Origin of the sequence: Myroides albus (assembly GCF_009711045.1) — a bacterium.
Lineage (GTDB): Bacteria > Bacteroidota > Bacteroidia > Flavobacteriales > Flavobacteriaceae > Flavobacterium > Flavobacterium album_A.
In genome coordinates this window covers 84,024-99,637 of record NZ_WMJX01000005.1, presented here as the reverse complement: position 1 = coordinate 99,637, position 15,614 = coordinate 84,024, and the positions used below count along the sequence as shown (strand labels likewise).

Sequence of the window (15,614 nt, the reverse complement as noted above, 5' to 3'; positions counted from 1 at the left end):
CTGAAATCAGGTGCTCTTAAGATAAATATTTTTCTGTAAATCAAATTACTTTACTATTGTCATTTCATCAACGATGTGTTTAGCTCCAGCAAATTTATCAATGATAAAAAGTACATAGCGAATATCCACATTGATTGTTCTTTGTAGTTCTGGGTCGTAAATAACATCTCCTGCCATAGCTTCAATGTTACCATCAAAAGCTAAACCAATCAATTCTCCTTTTGCATTTAACACTGGAGATCCTGAATTACCTCCTGTAATATCGTGATTAGTTAGGAAGTTAACTGGTAGATGTCCCGCTTTATCCGCATAAGGTCCATAATCTTTTGCATTGTACAAATCAATTAACTTTTGAGGATTTTCAAATTCCTCATCGCCTGGTATGTGTTTAGCAACTGTTCCCTTCAAAGTAGTAAACCAATTTTCCGCTGCATCATTCACCTTCTTTCCTCTTGGTAAATCTTTAACAGTACCGTAAGTTAAACGCAGGGTTGAGTTTGCATCTGGGTAATACTTTTTATCAGGATTACTCTTTTGCAATCCGTCAACTAATAATCTAAATGCCTTTTGATACTTGTCCTCTAACTTAGCTAATTCCTCTGTTTTATGTCTGCTTTTCTCCATTAAAGCCAAAGACAATTTAAACAACGGATCTCTTGAAATAACGACACCTTTTGGTTTATCTAAAAATGCCTTTAATGTATTGATATTAGCAAAAATACTCTTTGAAAATGCTTCATTGACAAACTTTGTAAAATCGCCCTTATACTCCTTTTGAATCTGAGCTACATAAGGTGCAATCTCATATCCTTCGGATTTAGAAACGTAAAGTTCTAATTGTTTTGCCAACATTTCTCTTTCTAAAGGTTCATATTTACCTTTATATAAATTTGATGCAAAATCTTCAAACTCTCCACGCATTTCATCGCGAGTAGATTTTTTTCCTAAGGCAAATTTCTCAACTCCACCAGCCAATCTGTATGGAATAGCCACCATAGAAGATGTTCTCATCATAGAGATCAAATAATTATCATGACGTGCTTTTTCATTAGTCGCAGCATAATACGCATTGATATCATTTATTACATCGCCATATTTTGCTTTATTTTCTTCTTTGTTAGCCCAACTGTCAAATGCCTTTTCATTCTCCGTTTTTACTGCTACAGTTTGATGCTGTGTTAAGGCATCAATCATCCCTTGTCTATTTTTCCAATAGTTTGCAACACCAGCATATTTAGAGGCATAATTCAAACGTACTTCGTCATTTTCAGACATATACTTTTTCATTACATCCATACCTAACTTAGACCCTTCAACCCAAGCAGGATACGCAAACTTGATATTTTGTTCAACACCTTGAGCAGGCATCCAACGATTTGTACGTCCTGGATATCCAAGGATCATAGAGAAATCTCCCTCTTTAATACCAGCTGTAGAAACAGGTAAATAGTGCTTAGGAGCCATTGGAATATTCTCTGGTGAATATGGCGCAGGGTTCCCCTCTTTATCAGTATATACTCTAAAAATAGAGAAGTCACCTGTATGTCTTGGCCATTCCCAGTTATCAGTATCACCACCGTATTTTCCAATACTATTTGGAGGTGTACCTACTAAACGAACGTCAGTGTAATCTTGGTAAACAAAGTAGTAAAATTCATTTCCTTGAAAAAAAGAACGAACAGAAACAGTGTATTTTCCGCCTTCATCATTCTCTTTTTGAATCTTAGCAATCTCCTTGTTAATTGCTTTTTCTCTATCTAATTCAGACATCTTGTCATCAACTACAGATAAAATACGGTCTGTAACGTTATCCATACGAACAAAGAAGCGAACAGATAGTCCCTTTGCCTCTCTTTCAGATTGCTTATCCTTTGCCCAAAATCCATTTGTTAGAATATCATCTTCAGGCGTAGATAGATTAGCAATTTTATCATATCCACAGTGGTGGTTTGTTAAAACTAAACCTTGACTTGATACGATTTCCGCTGTACAACCTCCATCAAATTGCACAATAGCATCTTTTAATGAATGATTGTTAATACTATAGATTTCTTCAGCAGTTAATTGTAGTCCCATTTTTTCCATGTCACGTTGATTCAAACGCTCAAGAAACATCAAGAACCACATTCCTTCATCAGCCTTAACCTTTACAGGTAATACAAATAATAATGCTGATAAAAATAACACGATTTTTTTCATAATTGTTATAGATGTTAGATTGCGAAGATAAAAGTAATTCAATAGATTTCTTCACAATAAAAAAAATAATTCAAACGCTACTAAACAAGACTCTTTACTCCTCGTCTTCTTTACACCCCTTATTCGGTATGTTATTGTTATTATCATAGCGATCTTGTAGTTCGTCGACTACAGATTTATCCCATAATTTAATTCCAGTAATATAGGCCGTTCTCGCAATAAGAAATGCAGCTACTGGAGATGTAATAAACAAGAAAAATATAATAGCCAACACTTTTGTAGTAGTAGAAAACTCAGAAAAATGAATTGCAGCACCTGCTAAAATACATCCTATACCCAAGGTCGCAGCTTTAATAGTGATAGATAACCTGGTGTAAAAATCAGGCATCCTCACAATTCCTATCGAAGCGATCAACACGAAGATAGCCCCTACCGTACAAAGTATCATTATAAAAATATCAATCATCTCTATTTCTTTTAACTAAATAAAATGCAAAGGCTACTGTACTTAAAAAGGCAATTAGAGCCAAAATGATAGCCACATCCAAAAATATAGGGTTATCAGCAATCAAACTGAATAAACCTATCACTCCTACACCCACCGTAATCAATAAGTCTAAAGCGACTACGCGATCTGCAACAGTTGGTCCTTTAATAAATCTGATAAAAATAAATATCAAAGACAAACTGATAATAGGCATTATAACATATAATAAATAATCATCTACTGTCATCGCAATATCTCTAATAATTTAGTTTCCGTACGTTCTTTCATATTCTTGACGAACTTTTTCTTGTCTTTCAAATACATCGTATGTATATACACATAGCTCTTATCATCTGCAATATCCATTACCATTGTACCAGGCGTTAGTGCAATAATATTTGTCAGCATTGTAATCTCAAAATCCGTTTTGGCATCCAGTTGATACTTAATAATACCTGGAGTTGTGTGGAAATTCGGTGTCATTACATCAATAGCTACTCTTAAATTTGCTTCCATCATATCATATAAAAAATACAGAATGAAAACTAATATTTTAGGTACGCGATAGAAATACTCTTTCTCTGCCATATTGGATCTACGCGTCAGCATCCACAAAATAAAGAAACCTGCTACGGAACCAAATATAAAGTTAGAGTAGTTCAGCTGTCCCGTTAGAGCAACCCAAACAAATGCCAGTAATAAGTTTAATAAAAAATACTTTAACATACTCTCCCTATTTTAAGTGATGCATCACTGATTCTATATAAATACTTGGATTCTTTAATTCATAAGCAATGCGTTCGGTTATTTCGAAAACGAATGATGCCTTCAAACCTATAAACAAAGATACCATCGCCAATCCTACTACAGGTAAAACCAAGGCAATCTTTCCTCTCTTGTGAAAAGTAGCAAAGTGGTCAATCTCTTCTGCATTAGGTTTTGGCAGATCTTTCCAAAAAACTTCAGACCATATACGGGCTACAATAAACAAGGTAATAAAACTGGCAAAAATCAACGTCGCCAACAACACATAACTCTCCTGTTTAAATGCTTCTTGAAACAACATTATCTTGGGCCAAAAACCTGATAAAGGTGGAATACCTGCAAGTGAAAACAAGATAACAGCAAAAACAAGTGATAACCTTGGGTAATCTTTATAGAAACCACCTAAGCGGTACACATCTTGGGTCATTCGAATCTTTTGAATGATTCCACTCATCATGAATAAATTACTCTTGACAATCACATCGTGAATCAAGTAAAACACTACTCCTACTAAAGCCAACTCCGTATAGATACCAATACCAGCAATCAGATACCCTATATGACATACAATGAAATAGGAAAATATACGACGCATATTCCTTTTATTGATTACTCCTAATGCGCCACTAATCATCGTTAAAATTGCAATAACAATAAACACACCAAGGATAAAATCATCTGGTTCAAAGACAACAGTAAAAATACGCAACATAGAGTAAACCCCCATCTTTGTCAATAACCCACCGAATACAGCACCAATCGCTGAAGGGGGAGTATGATAGGATGATGGCAACCAGAAATACATAGGGAACACCGCAGATTTAATACCAAACCCAACGAAGAACAATAAAGCAGTTACTGTCACCAATCCCCTGTTTTCTACCGCTGCTACGTGCTCTGGCAAATCCGCAATATTCAAACTACCCGTGATTCCATATAAAATCCCGATAGCAGTCAAAAATATAGAGGAGGCCAACATATTCATGGTTACATACTTTACAGCCCCTTCCATTTGCCTTTTCTTACCTCCTAAGGTTAACAACACAAATGAAGATATAATCACAACTTCAAACCAAACATAGAGATTAAAGATATCACCTGTCAAAAAGGCTCCCATTAATCCCATAATAAGAAAATGGAAAATAAAAAAGTGCCCATATCTTATCCTACTAATATTTGTTGCTGCTGTAGAATATACACCTACAGCCAAAGATACAATAGCAGTTAGTACAACCATTGTTGCACTAAGCGTATCACTAACAAAAGTGATTCCAAATGGAGCTTGCCAACCTCCCATTTGCATTGTCATATTTCCATTCTCCCATACCAATGCAAACAATCTCAAGCTAACCAGGAAAGCAATACAGTTTCCAATAACGCTAATTGTCTTCTGCGCTTGCACATTCTTCCAAAAGAACATCAAGACAATAGCAGTTAACATATGTGCAAGTATAGGTGCTAAAATAAAGTTCGAAATCATATATCTAAATCTTGTACATTAAGAGAATCGAGATCATCAGTACCTGTTGTTGCGTGAACTTTCTTCAATAGAATAATTGCAAAAGCTGTTAATCCAAAACTAATCACAATAGCCGTTAAGATTAACGCTTGTGGTACAGGATCTGCATACACATCCGTAAAATGAATACTATCCCCATCTATAATTGGCGCTCTACCTTTGGTCAGTTCTCCCATCAAGAAAATGAGAATATTAGCTCCATTTCCAAGCATCATAAACCCCAAAAGTAATTTCACCATACTCCTTCTAAGTATTAAGTATATTCCTGCTGAATATAAAATACCTACTAATGCTACTAAAAGTAATTCCATATTCTTCTCTCTTATACATTTTCTGAAATAGTAAACAATATTGTCAATACTACTCCAATTACTACTAAATACACTCCTATATCAAAAAAAAGTGCTGTTCCTACAGAACCAATTACAGCCACTGAATCAGCAAACCAAATACCGGTCAAAAAAGGAGAACCCAAAATAACTGGTAAAAAGCCACTGACAAATGACAACGTTAGTCCTATAGGTATTAACAATAAAGGCGACACTTGAAACAATCTCAGTGTGCGTCTTGTACTATATGCAAAAGAGTGTAAAACAAAAGCAATAGATGCGATCAACCCTCCTACAAATCCACCACCCGAAAGGTAATGTCCTCTAAGTAATACAAACAAAGAAAACAACAGCAAGAGCGGTAACAAATAGTTGGTTGCCGTTCGCAAAATCGTAGTGTCTAACCTTCTCTTTCTAATTCTCGAGTTCTTCTTCATCTTCTTTATATTTTAACATACTGAAAACCCCTAATGCAGCGATTGACAACACAATAGTTTCAATCATTGTATCAAACCCCCTAAAATCAACTAAAATAACATTTACTACATTCTTCCCTTTCGCAAGTACATAAGCATTCTCGGCATAAAACCTACTTATATCCTTATCTGCTGGAGAGACAAGTGCTTGAAGAGTGATAATAGAGATTAACACTCCAAATGAGATAGAAATAACAGCATCACGAATCTGTAATCTTCGATTATTGAATCTTAGAAATGGCGGAAGCTTGAACAAGACCAATACAAACAAAACAGTTGTCAACGTATCGATTGCAAACTGTGTCATACCAAGATCTGGAGCACCGTAAAAGACAAATATCAAACAAATACAATATCCTACAACTCCTGTAGCTGCAATAGCAGTCAATCGCGAAGAAGTATTAATAGCAAATATTACAGCCACTACCGTTATCAAAAATACAACTAACTCATAGATCCTAAACTCCGATAGCCCTGTTGTATTCACTCGCAAAGGCACGTCTGTAAACAATTTATATCCTACCAAGCCGATGAAAAAAACAATAATTACAGCCAAATACGATCTCAGATAACTACTGTGAAAGATAAAAGTATACTTATAAGCGAGTAACCTGAACTTTTCTGCCAGTATAGAAAAAATATGCTGAGGAGCTAATCGATCAAAACGCTGGACAAAACACATCGGATTCTTCCACTTTTTGAATACAAAATAAATAATGCTTCCTAATAGTATCGTACATCCGCTTAATAGCAAACTACTATTAACACCATGCCAAATCTTTAAAGGCATCTCAACTACTTCTCTATTAAGAGAAGCAAAAACAGCAAGTATAATCTCCTTATAGGCGATAATCGGAAAAATACCCAATAACAAAGTAAAGAAACTCAATACTATCGTAGGAGTCAATAACATCCAATCTGGCTTATGAGCAATGCGCACCTTCTTCATACCTTTGCCAAAAAAGGGTTTAAACCCAATTAAAAAACCTGATGCAGTCAAAAATACATTGGTAATAAAGAGTGCTCCAGTAATGAGCAATATCCAACTGTCATCCGAAAAGTGCAATCCACTTTCATAAATGAGTTCCTTACCAATAAAACCAAAAGTCAAAGGAATTCCCGCACATGATAAAGCTGCAATAACAGCTGTTACTGCAAGCAAAGGAAAGTGCTTACGCAGTCCACTCAACTCATTGATATCTCTTGTGTGTAACGCGTGATCAACAATACCTGTGATTAAGAAAAAGGCAGCTTTATACAACGCGTGCGCTAACACAAATACCGCCATAGCATACATTGCTAATTCTGTTCCGATTCCCAATAGAAACATCAACAAACCTAAAGCAGATATAGTCGAATAAGCTAAAATACCCTTCATATCCTTTCGGAACACGCTGTGAAAAGCACCAAACAACATAGTCACTCCTCCTACCACAAGTAAAATTGTATTCCAGTAAAACTCCCCTCCTAAAATAGGAGTAAACCTCGCCACTAAAAACACTCCTGCCTTCACCATTGTAGCGGAGTGCAAATAAGCAGATACAGGTGTCGGAGCCTTCATTGCTCCAGGTAACCAAAAGTGAAAAGGGAATTGAGCTGACTTTGTAAAAGCAGCCACAAACAAAAATAAGATGATTAATAAATAGTATGGACTATCTTTTAATACATCACTGTGGTTTAGCAACTCACTTATAGAGTAAGTTCCTGTAATAGTTCCAACAATTATCCCAAAAGACAAAAGGAAAAAACCTCCTAAACCAGTGATTGAAAAAGCCCATAAAGCACTTTTACGGGATTCTTCTTCCTCATTGTTAAATCCTATCAAGAAAAAGGAACTAATACTCGTTAATTCCCAAAAGATAAACAGTGTGATAAGGTTATCTGAAGTAACAACACCTAACATGGCCCCCATAAATATAGTGAGGTAGCATAAAAAGCGATGTAAGAGCGGATGCCCCTTTAGATAAGAAATTGCATATAAATATACCAATGTTCCAATTCCTGAAATCAATAACCCAAAAAGAACAGATAATCCGTCAAATTTAAAATCCAAACTAATTCCCAATGAAGGAACCCAGTCAGTCGTATAAATTAGGCTACTTGTACCATCTTTTATTGTTGGTAAAAAAGATAATAGATATAAAAAAATTGAAAATGGAAGTAGGGATATTATTGCAACATATTTAGTTCTTACGAACTCTTTCAAAAATAGTACTATAAAAGCAAGTACAAAAGTGAGAAAAATTAATGTTAGCATATAAGTTATATTTCTCTAATTACATATTTCCAGTTTAGTGGTAAATATAGACAAAAAAAAATAAAAATATGACTGCAACTTGCCGTAGAACAATAATTAACGCTAATTTTTCTACACTTTTTCTTGGCTCTAAGGATTAAAATAGAATATCCTTAATTAACTATTTTTTATTCAACATTTCCCATAGTTTATCTTTTAATTCTGTAAGCCCTTGCTGAGCCACAGAAGAAATAAACATATACGGTACTCCGCTTAATTCAGAATCAAGTTGTTCTTTTAACTCAGATTTCAATTCATCATCCAGCATATCACACTTAGTAACAACCAAAAGACGATCTTTATCTAACATTTCTGGGTTATATCTACGCAATTCATCAACTAAAATTTCATACTCTTTCTTGATATCATCAGCATCTGCCGGCACCATAAAAAGCAAAGTTGAGTTGCGTTCTATATGTCTTAAAAAGTAATGTCCTAAACCTTTTCCTTCAGCAGCACCCTCAATAATACCAGGTATATCTGCAATCACAAAAGATTTAAAATCGCGATAAGCCACAATACCTAAATTAGGCTTCAAAGTTGTAAACGGATAATCCGCAATTTTAGGTTTTGCAGAGGTTAAAACAGATAGAAGTGTAGATTTTCCTGCATTTGGAAATCCAACTAGTCCAACATCTGCTAACACTTTTAACTCTAAAATCACATCTAACTCTTGTCCAGATAATCCTGGCTGAGCATATCGCGGTGTTTGATTAGTAGAAGATCTAAAGTGCCAGTTACCTAAACCACCTTTACCTCCTAAAGCTACAATTTGTTTTTCTCCGTGTTCTGTAATTTCAAATAGAACTTCTCCTGTCTCTTTATCTTTTACAACTGTTCCAAGAGGTACTTCGATAATTCTATCTTCACCATCAGCACCAGTACTTCTTGAACTACCACCATCACCTCCATGTCCTGCTTTAATATGGCGCATGAATTTTAAGTGAAACAAAGTCCAAAGACCTTCATTACCTACAATATAAACATGTCCACCTCGACCTCCATCACCTCCATCAGGTCCTCCTTTTTCAATAAATTTTTCGCGGTGTAAGTGTGTAGATCCTCTACCTCCTTTTCCAGAGGCAACATATATTTTTACATAATCGACAAAATTCCCTTCAGTCATCTTTCTTTTATTATTATTACTCTTTACAATATGTAAAAAGTTTTGGGCTGCAAAAATAGTATTTTTTCAAATACAAAAGTGCTTATACTAAAGTATCTATAACTTTACTTAGACGCTCAGTCACTTCTTCTATTGATCCAATCCCGTCAACAGCAGCATATTGATTTTTATTATTATAGAACTCAATAAGAGGTGCTGTTTTCTCATTGTATTCTTTATAGCGGTTTCTGATTTTAGTTTCATCTTGGTCATCAGCTCTACCACTTGTCTTACCTCTTTCTAAGATTCTCGCTACTAATACCTCATCATTAGCATCAAGACCAATTGTACCTACAAAGTCAATACCTTTCTCCTCCAACAATGCTTCTAAAGCTTCTGCTTGTTTTATCGTTCTTGGGAATCCGTCAAATAAAAACCCAGCTTTATCCATATTCTTAGCTACTTCATCAGCTAACATATTGATCGTAATTGAATCAGGAACTAGTTCCCCTTTATCAATAAATACTTTAGCTTGATTACCTAACTCTGTTCCATTTTTCAAATTGTAACGAAACACGTCACCTGTTGAAATGTGAGTTAAGTTATATTTTTCTTTAAGAAATTCAGCCTGTGTTCCTTTTCCTGCACCTGGCTTTCCAAATAAAACGATTGCAATCATTATGTATTGTTTATCCTGTTAGTGTATTATTATTCTTTAATTTGGTATATCTCTGGTATATTTCTACCGAATTTATCATAGTCCATACCATACCCTACGATAAATTTATTTTCTATTTCAAAAGCGACATAGTCTAAAGGAATATCCTTTTTATATGCCTCTGGCTTCAGACAAAGTGTGCATATTTTAACTTGTTTCGGACGTTGTTGATCAAATAGCTTTTTTAAAGCTACTAATGTATTACCTGTATCTACAATATCTTCAATGATTACAACTGTACGATCAGTCACGTCTATATCTAAACCAAGTAACTGATTCACTTGATTGCTAGATTGAGTTCCAATATAAGATGCCATTTTCACAAAGCTCATCTCACAGTCTCCCTTATACTTTTTTATCAAGTCACTAAATACCATAAAAGATCCATTAAGAACTCCAATAAATACAGGAATGTCTCCTTGCATATCTCTTTCTATTTGAGTTGCAATTTCTTCTAATCGATTTTGGATACGCTCTGCTGATATAAACGGCACAAACGTTTTGTCTAAAACTTGTATTTCCATTGTGTTGTGTTATTGATAATTTGCAAATATACAAAAAGAAAAAACCTATATCAGTTTATTAACAAAGGAATTACATAAACACATAAATAATCTTATTATTCCTCTTTAAACTCCGTTTTCTCTAAAATAAAAACATTCAAATTTATCAATTATTCAAAAAAATAGAAACAAAAAACGTAGCGCTTCACAACGCTACGTCTAAAACAAACTAATTCAATCTAACTCTAAAACCAAAGTAGAGTCTTATCGTTGAGATTACTTTTAAATATCTTACAAAAACATTATTGTAATTTCTATCCTTTCAAATATAGCGCAATTTATTATTAAAATCAAAACAGAAATTAACTTTTTATTAGCAAAACAATATCTTAAAAAAGAATAATAACCAATACATCTGTAAAATATGAAAATATATCTTATAAAAATAAGACATAAATATTATAAATATAAAAAACTACACTTAAATAAAACAAAAAAACACAATATCATAAAATTAACCAAACGAATACAAGGACCGTACTTCAAACCATTTGTCGAATGTGTTTTTACTGACACCTCATGGCATCATCAACCACAAGATCAAAAGATTGATAAGAATTATTCAGATACAAGTCAAACAGCCAATACAAGCAGTAAAACTAAAACAACATCATCAACCACTACACCTATGCTTATTATATTCAAAATCTCCTTAATACTCCTTCAACATTTCTTCCCCCCTCCTTCAAGTAGTATTATCTCGGAAAAATGTTGAAGCTGCTGTGAAGAACTTATGCAAATAAGGCATAAATACAGCAATGACTACTTATCGTTTAAAAGAGAAATACATTTGCCTAAAACAAAACAATCAACTAATAAATAGATTGTATAAATGACCTCCCTCCTTCTGTTAAAAAACCTGAATTCGATCTAAGTCAGCAGTTAATTACTACCTGATATTAATTGACAATCTTCCTATAGCTTTGTAGCGAGATGCAAGCACATTTCTTGGGGCTTTCTTGCACCTTTCTTCGACAAAAAGGCTCTCTAAGCCAGAAAACTCCAAGAAAAGCGCAAGCAATCTCCAAGAAAGTGCAAGCTAACCCCTCGAATAAAATAGATTAATCTGCTTTTTAAAATTCGACAACTTGATCATCATTTTCGGTAATTTCGTCAATAGATAAAAAAGAGATAATCTTCTATAGTGAATAAATACATATAAATTACTAAATCGAAGGCGATAGTCTAATTGCCATTCTAATATCGAACTCGCATTAAACTCAAATGAAAAACACACTATATTCAGGACTTAAACCTCAACATCTTAGTACTTAAGCCTTAAAAAGACCTATTCTTTACCAATAATTCTGATTTCAAAAACAACAAATTCTCTTGAACAACAATTAGATTGAGTTAAGCAATACAAGACGAATAGCAATATGATTCATTTTATATTTTTTTAAATTATCTTTGCCTTAATAACAATACAACTACACAATGAATTACTTTTCTACTGATTTCCGTTTGGGAATATTAGGAGGAGGTCAATTAGGTAAAATGCTCCTATATGACACTCGTAAATTTGACATCGCTACCAATGTACTAGATCCCAGCAAAGATGCCCCTTCTCAGTATGGAGCACATCAGTTCTTCCAAGGGGATTTAATGGATTTTGAAACTGTTTATCGCTTTGGTAAAACAGTGGATGTCTTAACGATCGAAATAGAAAATGTCAACTTAGATGCACTTGATAAGTTAGAAGAAGAAGGGCTTAAAGTATTCCCTTCTCCTAAGACACTTCGATTAATCCAAAATAAAGGAAATCAAAAAGATTTCTATACTACTCATAATATCCCAACTGCTCCTTATAAGAGATTCTCAGATATAGAAGCTCTAAAAACAGCAGCTACAGCTAATGAAGTAACGATGCCATTCGTATGGAAGTCAGCTCAGTTTGGGTATGATGGCAATGGAGTAAAAGTAGTTCGCTCGATTACTGACTTAGATGTACTACCTAATGTAGAGTGTATCGCAGAAGTAATGGTTCCTTTTAAAAACGAATTAGCTGTGATCGTAGCCCGTTCTGCTTCTGGAGAAATCAAAACATACCCTGTAGTAGAAATGGAGTTCCACCCAGAAGCTAACCAAGTAGAATATGTGATCTGTCCTGCGCGTATCGATAGCGCTGTAGCGGATAAGGCAAGGGCTATTGCGCTACAAGTTTCTGAGAAATTTAATCATGTAGGTTTATTAGCTGTGGAGATGTTCCAAACGCAAGATGACGATGTATTAGTGAATGAAGTGGCTCCTCGCCCTCATAACTCTGGACACTACTCTATAGAGGCGAGTTATACTTCCCAATTCGAACAACACATCCGTGCTATTTTAGATTTACCTTTAGGGAATACGGATAGCAAAGTGGCTGGTATCATGGTAAACTTAGTAGGCGCTGAAGGATATACTGGACAAGTGTACTATGAAGGAATGGAAGATATCTTAGCGATAGAGGGTGTGACTCCTCATATCTATGGTAAACGCGAAACTCGTCCTTTTAGAAAAATGGGACACGTAACAATTGTCAATAGTGATATGACTAAAGCGAGAGAAATAGCTCAGCAAGTAAAAGAAACTATTAAAGTAATCAGCAAATAAATCTTATGAAAATAGCAGTAGTAATGGGCAGCATATCGGATATGCCTGTCATGCAAGATGCAATCAATATTATTAAAGAATTCGGTGTAGAAGTAGAAGTGGATATCGTATCTGCTCATAGAACACCTGAGAAACTTGTAGACTTTTCTTCTAATGCTCATAAGCGCGGTGTTAATGTGATCATCGCAGGAGCAGGAGGAGCAGCACACTTACCTGGTATGGTAGCTTCAATGTCTCCACTTCCTGTGATTGGAGTACCTGTTAAATCGAGCAACTCTATCGATGGATGGGATAGCGTACTATCTATCTTACAGATGCCTGGAGGTGTACCAGTAGCTACAGTAGCCCTTAATGGTGCTAAAAATGCAGGTCTTCTGGCAATACAGATATTAGGTAGTCAAAATGAAGACCTTCTCAATAAGATGGTAGATTATAAAAATGGATTAAGAGAAGCGGTGCTTAAAGCAGCAGAGTCAATTAAATAATTACAAATTACGGCGCTCTTCGAGCTAATTACGAATTACGTAGGTAATCGCAGTTAATATGAAGAGCGCCGTAATACTTAAAATAAAACAATCCTCTATAGCTTAATCAAAAGCATGAAAGAAGACAATATTATACAGATTAAGAGCTTCAAATTCGCTGTAAGAATCATTAAAGTTTACCAACATTTAACAACTGAAAAGAAGGAGTACATATTAAGCAAACAATTACTTCGTTCAGGCACTTCTATTGGTGCTAACATAGAAGAAACTATTGGTGCGCAAAGTGAAAAAGACTTTCTTTCTAAATTATCTATTGCTTATAAAGAAGCTCGTGAAACCCATTATTGGATATGCCTTTTAGCAGAAACAGATTACTTTACACCTAAAGAAAAAAACAGTTTATTAAAAGATATTGAAGAATTACTAAAACTCATAGGTAGCATCCAAATATCACTTAAAGCTAAACTAAAAAGTGCCAAATAATATTTACAACTCAAAGTTATTCTTTTCAATAAAAAACACTTCATTTACATCAATATACCTCATCTAAAAAATGTCATTCTTATTTTGAAGTAATTAAACATAAGGATGTGATCTTTCATTACCCTCAAAAATACATAATCGATGAATATACTCATCGATCTCTATTATTGAATATATAGCGTACACCCCAAAATATTAGATATAGATTAGAAGTGATATATATACTTAATGCCGTAGGCAAACCATTTGTAATTCGTAATTTGAAAATCGTAATTAAAGAAACAGGCTGTGTTGACCTGCTGCGATCAAATCCCTAAAAACTCTATTAATTTCTGAGTTCTTATTAATTACGTCCAAGCCCAAATACGGTAAACAATTCATTACATCTTCACGCCCTTTAAAGACAATGCGTTCACATACCTTGTCAATTTCTTCTGACATTTTACATGAAATATCACCACCTTCCTTTACTACTTCCCAACTTTCATGCGCCTTCTGATAAAACATAATCTTGCGGTTCAAAAAAGAAGATTTCATATTCTCAATAATACTCTTGTGCTTTATGATATATTCCTTATTAGATAAACTGTCAAAGTAATTTTCTGCCAATTCAATAAAATGAGCTTGCATCCCAATGTGATTTACAGCTAAAGTAAACTTAGCAAAGGGCAAAAAGGGAAAGCTAAAAACATCATTGTTGATAACCTTAGTTTCTTTAGCAATAGAGAAAGCACGTTCCCTACCAACCCTAACTCCTTTTACGTTAAATGAATCACTACCCGTAGAGATTAACCCTATTGTATCCCATTCTTTGACAACTTCAATTTCTTCAGGTAAAAAGCAAAAAGACTTGTAGATTGGATTCCCATCAGCATCTGTCACGAATGTACCATTGCGCTCAATACGACAGTTCGCAGTAAAACCAGTACTGTGGTGCAATCCAGTTGCGACTTTCCAATGTCCTGTTACGATATACCCTTCCTCTATTTCAATTGCTACTCCTCCCACTTTACCACTTCCTGCTAAACACACTTTGGGATTGCTAAAAAGAGTTTGGCTAAAACTACTATCTAAATACCCTACAAACATATTTGCGCCACTACACAATGTCACAGTCCACCCAAGACTACCATCAATAGTAGCTAACTCTTCCTCTACCTCCAGAGCTTCTATAAAGTCTAATTCTAATCCATTAAACTCCTTAGGTACAAAAAGATTAAACAAATTATATTCATACAGGATTGCCAATTGTTCTTTTGTCAAGTATCCTTGTTGCTCAGCTTGAGGAACAAATTTTCGCAAGATATTCCTATCCTCCAAAGATATTTTATTACTCATTTGTTATCATGTTTTTTGATTGAATACAAATCTATCATTTTTTAAACAGAGAACCTTTACAAATAAAGACTTAACAAACACTTCTGCTGTTTTTTGACAATTCTAAAGCAAAAGAAGATATTATCAATATACAATCTTACCTATCATAAAAAACTAAAGGCTTCTCATACAAGCCAAACTACAGAAACATTGATATAGATTTAACAACAAATTCCTTGAAAATAACGTACTTTTATACTTTAAATAAAAATTAATTATA

Annotated in this window: 15 protein-coding genes; 3 read left to right on the top strand and 12 right to left on the bottom strand. The window is 34.4% G+C overall.

Features of this window, described 5'->3' with window-relative positions; all coding sequences use genetic code 11:
* Positions 1-45: 45 nt before the first annotated feature.
* From GJV76_RS04095 to hpt, 11 genes are all read right to left on the bottom strand, one after another.
* Positions 46-2,199, bottom strand: coding sequence for a S46 family peptidase (locus GJV76_RS04095; protein ID WP_155091369.1), 2,154 nt, complete (start codon positions 2,197-2,199; stop codon positions 46-48).
* 94 nt (positions 2,200-2,293) lie between these two features.
* Positions 2,294-2,665 carry a monovalent cation/H(+) antiporter subunit G gene (mnhG, locus tag GJV76_RS04090; protein WP_155091368.1) on the bottom strand — a complete coding sequence of 124 codons (372 nt, stop codon included), beginning with the start codon at positions 2,663-2,665 and terminating at the stop codon, positions 2,294-2,296.
* A complete protein-coding gene (locus GJV76_RS04085) occupies positions 2,658-2,933 on the bottom strand; it encodes a cation:proton antiporter (RefSeq protein WP_155091367.1) in 276 nt (91 codons plus the stop codon). The genes mnhG and GJV76_RS04085 overlap by 8 nt, the downstream gene beginning before the upstream one ends.
* The gene (locus GJV76_RS04080) at positions 2,930-3,412 is read right to left on the bottom strand and encodes a Na+/H+ antiporter subunit E (RefSeq protein WP_155091366.1); all 483 of its coding nucleotides are present in this window, start codon (positions 3,410-3,412) and stop codon (positions 2,930-2,932) included. The genes GJV76_RS04085 and GJV76_RS04080 overlap by 4 nt, the downstream gene beginning before the upstream one ends.
* Before the next feature lie 7 nt (positions 3,413-3,419).
* A complete protein-coding gene (locus tag GJV76_RS04075) occupies positions 3,420-4,931 on the bottom strand; it encodes a proton-conducting transporter transmembrane domain-containing protein (RefSeq protein ID WP_155091365.1) in 1,512 nt (503 codons plus the stop codon).
* The gene (locus tag GJV76_RS04070; protein ID WP_155091364.1) at positions 4,928-5,281 is read right to left on the bottom strand and encodes a Na+/H+ antiporter subunit C; all 354 of its coding nucleotides are present in this window, start codon (positions 5,279-5,281) and stop codon (positions 4,928-4,930) included. The genes GJV76_RS04075 and GJV76_RS04070 overlap by 4 nt, the downstream gene beginning before the upstream one ends.
* Positions 5,282-5,292: 11 nt before the next feature.
* Entirely contained in the window at positions 5,293-5,736 is a 444-nt protein-coding gene (locus GJV76_RS04065) for a Na+/H+ antiporter subunit B (protein ID WP_155091363.1), read from the bottom strand.
* A complete protein-coding gene (gene mbhE, locus GJV76_RS04060) occupies positions 5,714-8,032 on the bottom strand; it encodes a hydrogen gas-evolving membrane-bound hydrogenase subunit E (RefSeq protein WP_155091362.1) in 2,319 nt (772 codons plus the stop codon). The genes GJV76_RS04065 and mbhE overlap by 23 nt, the downstream gene beginning before the upstream one ends.
* Before the next feature lie 160 nt (positions 8,033-8,192).
* Positions 8,193-9,197 (bottom strand): GTPase ObgE, encoded by a 1,005-nt coding sequence (obgE, locus tag GJV76_RS04055; RefSeq protein ID WP_155091361.1) that lies wholly within the window; start codon positions 9,195-9,197, stop codon positions 8,193-8,195.
* Between the two features lie 82 nt (positions 9,198-9,279).
* Positions 9,280-9,855 (bottom strand): adenylate kinase, encoded by a 576-nt coding sequence (locus GJV76_RS04050; protein WP_155091360.1) that lies wholly within the window; start codon positions 9,853-9,855, stop codon positions 9,280-9,282.
* Between the two features lie 29 nt (positions 9,856-9,884).
* Positions 9,885-10,418, bottom strand: coding sequence for a hypoxanthine phosphoribosyltransferase (hpt, locus tag GJV76_RS04045; RefSeq protein ID WP_155091359.1), 534 nt, complete (start codon positions 10,416-10,418; stop codon positions 9,885-9,887).
* Between the two features lie 1,476 nt (positions 10,419-11,894).
* Here hpt and GJV76_RS04040 point away from each other — a divergent pair.
* The 3 genes from GJV76_RS04040 to GJV76_RS04030 all read left to right on the top strand — a co-directional run bounded on the left by GJV76_RS04040 (position 11,895) and on the right by GJV76_RS04030 (position 14,017).
* Positions 11,895-13,049: a 5-(carboxyamino)imidazole ribonucleotide synthase gene (locus GJV76_RS04040; protein ID WP_155091358.1), complete on the top strand. Its 1,155-nt coding sequence runs from the start codon at positions 11,895-11,897 to the stop codon at positions 13,047-13,049.
* Between the two features lie 5 nt (positions 13,050-13,054).
* Positions 13,055-13,534: a 5-(carboxyamino)imidazole ribonucleotide mutase gene (gene purE, locus GJV76_RS04035; protein WP_155091357.1), complete on the top strand. Its 480-nt coding sequence runs from the start codon at positions 13,055-13,057 to the stop codon at positions 13,532-13,534.
* Positions 13,535-13,648: 114 nt separating this feature from the next.
* Positions 13,649-14,017 (top strand): four helix bundle protein, encoded by a 369-nt coding sequence (locus tag GJV76_RS04030; RefSeq protein WP_155091356.1) that lies wholly within the window; start codon positions 13,649-13,651, stop codon positions 14,015-14,017.
* 273 nt (positions 14,018-14,290) lie between these two features.
* Here the strand turns inward: GJV76_RS04030 and GJV76_RS04025 are convergent, their stop codons facing one another.
* Entirely contained in the window at positions 14,291-15,355 is a 1,065-nt protein-coding gene (locus tag GJV76_RS04025) for an acyl-CoA dehydrogenase family protein (protein ID WP_155091355.1), read from the bottom strand.
* Between the last annotated feature and the right edge of the window lie 259 nt (positions 15,356-15,614).

What these genes read in the sequence shown, in the direction of transcription:
- GJV76_RS04095 (WP_155091369.1), bottom strand. Translation starts at nt 2,199, where the DNA reads ATGAAAAAAATCGTGTTATTTTTATCAGCATTATTATTTGTATTACCT.
- mnhG (WP_155091368.1), bottom strand. Translation starts at nt 2,665, where the DNA reads ATGATTGATATTTTTATAATGATACTTTGTACGGTAGGGGCTATCTTC.
- GJV76_RS04085 (WP_155091367.1), bottom strand. Translation starts at nt 2,933, where the DNA reads ATGACAGTAGATGATTATTTATTATATGTTATAATGCCTATTATCAGT.
- GJV76_RS04080 (WP_155091366.1), bottom strand. Translation starts at nt 3,412, where the DNA reads ATGTTAAAGTATTTTTTATTAAACTTATTACTGGCATTTGTTTGGGTT.
- GJV76_RS04075 (WP_155091365.1), bottom strand. Translation starts at nt 4,931, where the DNA reads ATGATTTCGAACTTTATTTTAGCACCTATACTTGCACATATGTTAACT.
- GJV76_RS04070 (WP_155091364.1), bottom strand. Translation starts at nt 5,281, where the DNA reads ATGGAATTACTTTTAGTAGCATTAGTAGGTATTTTATATTCAGCAGGA.
- GJV76_RS04065 (WP_155091363.1), bottom strand. Translation starts at nt 5,736, where the DNA reads ATGAAGAAGAACTCGAGAATTAGAAAGAGAAGGTTAGACACTACGATT.
- mbhE (WP_155091362.1), bottom strand. Translation starts at nt 8,032, where the DNA reads ATGCTAACATTAATTTTTCTCACTTTTGTACTTGCTTTTATAGTACTA.
- obgE (WP_155091361.1), bottom strand. Translation starts at nt 9,197, where the DNA reads ATGACTGAAGGGAATTTTGTCGATTATGTAAAAATATATGTTGCCTCT.
- GJV76_RS04050 (WP_155091360.1), bottom strand. Translation starts at nt 9,855, where the DNA reads ATGATTGCAATCGTTTTATTTGGAAAGCCAGGTGCAGGAAAAGGAACA.
- hpt (WP_155091359.1), bottom strand. Translation starts at nt 10,418, where the DNA reads ATGGAAATACAAGTTTTAGACAAAACGTTTGTGCCGTTTATATCAGCA.
- GJV76_RS04040 (WP_155091358.1), top strand. Translation starts at nt 11,895, where the DNA reads ATGAATTACTTTTCTACTGATTTCCGTTTGGGAATATTAGGAGGAGGT.
- purE (WP_155091357.1), top strand. Translation starts at nt 13,055, where the DNA reads ATGAAAATAGCAGTAGTAATGGGCAGCATATCGGATATGCCTGTCATG.
- GJV76_RS04030 (WP_155091356.1), top strand. Translation starts at nt 13,649, where the DNA reads ATGAAAGAAGACAATATTATACAGATTAAGAGCTTCAAATTCGCTGTA.
- GJV76_RS04025 (WP_155091355.1), bottom strand. Translation starts at nt 15,355, where the DNA reads ATGAGTAATAAAATATCTTTGGAGGATAGGAATATCTTGCGAAAATTT.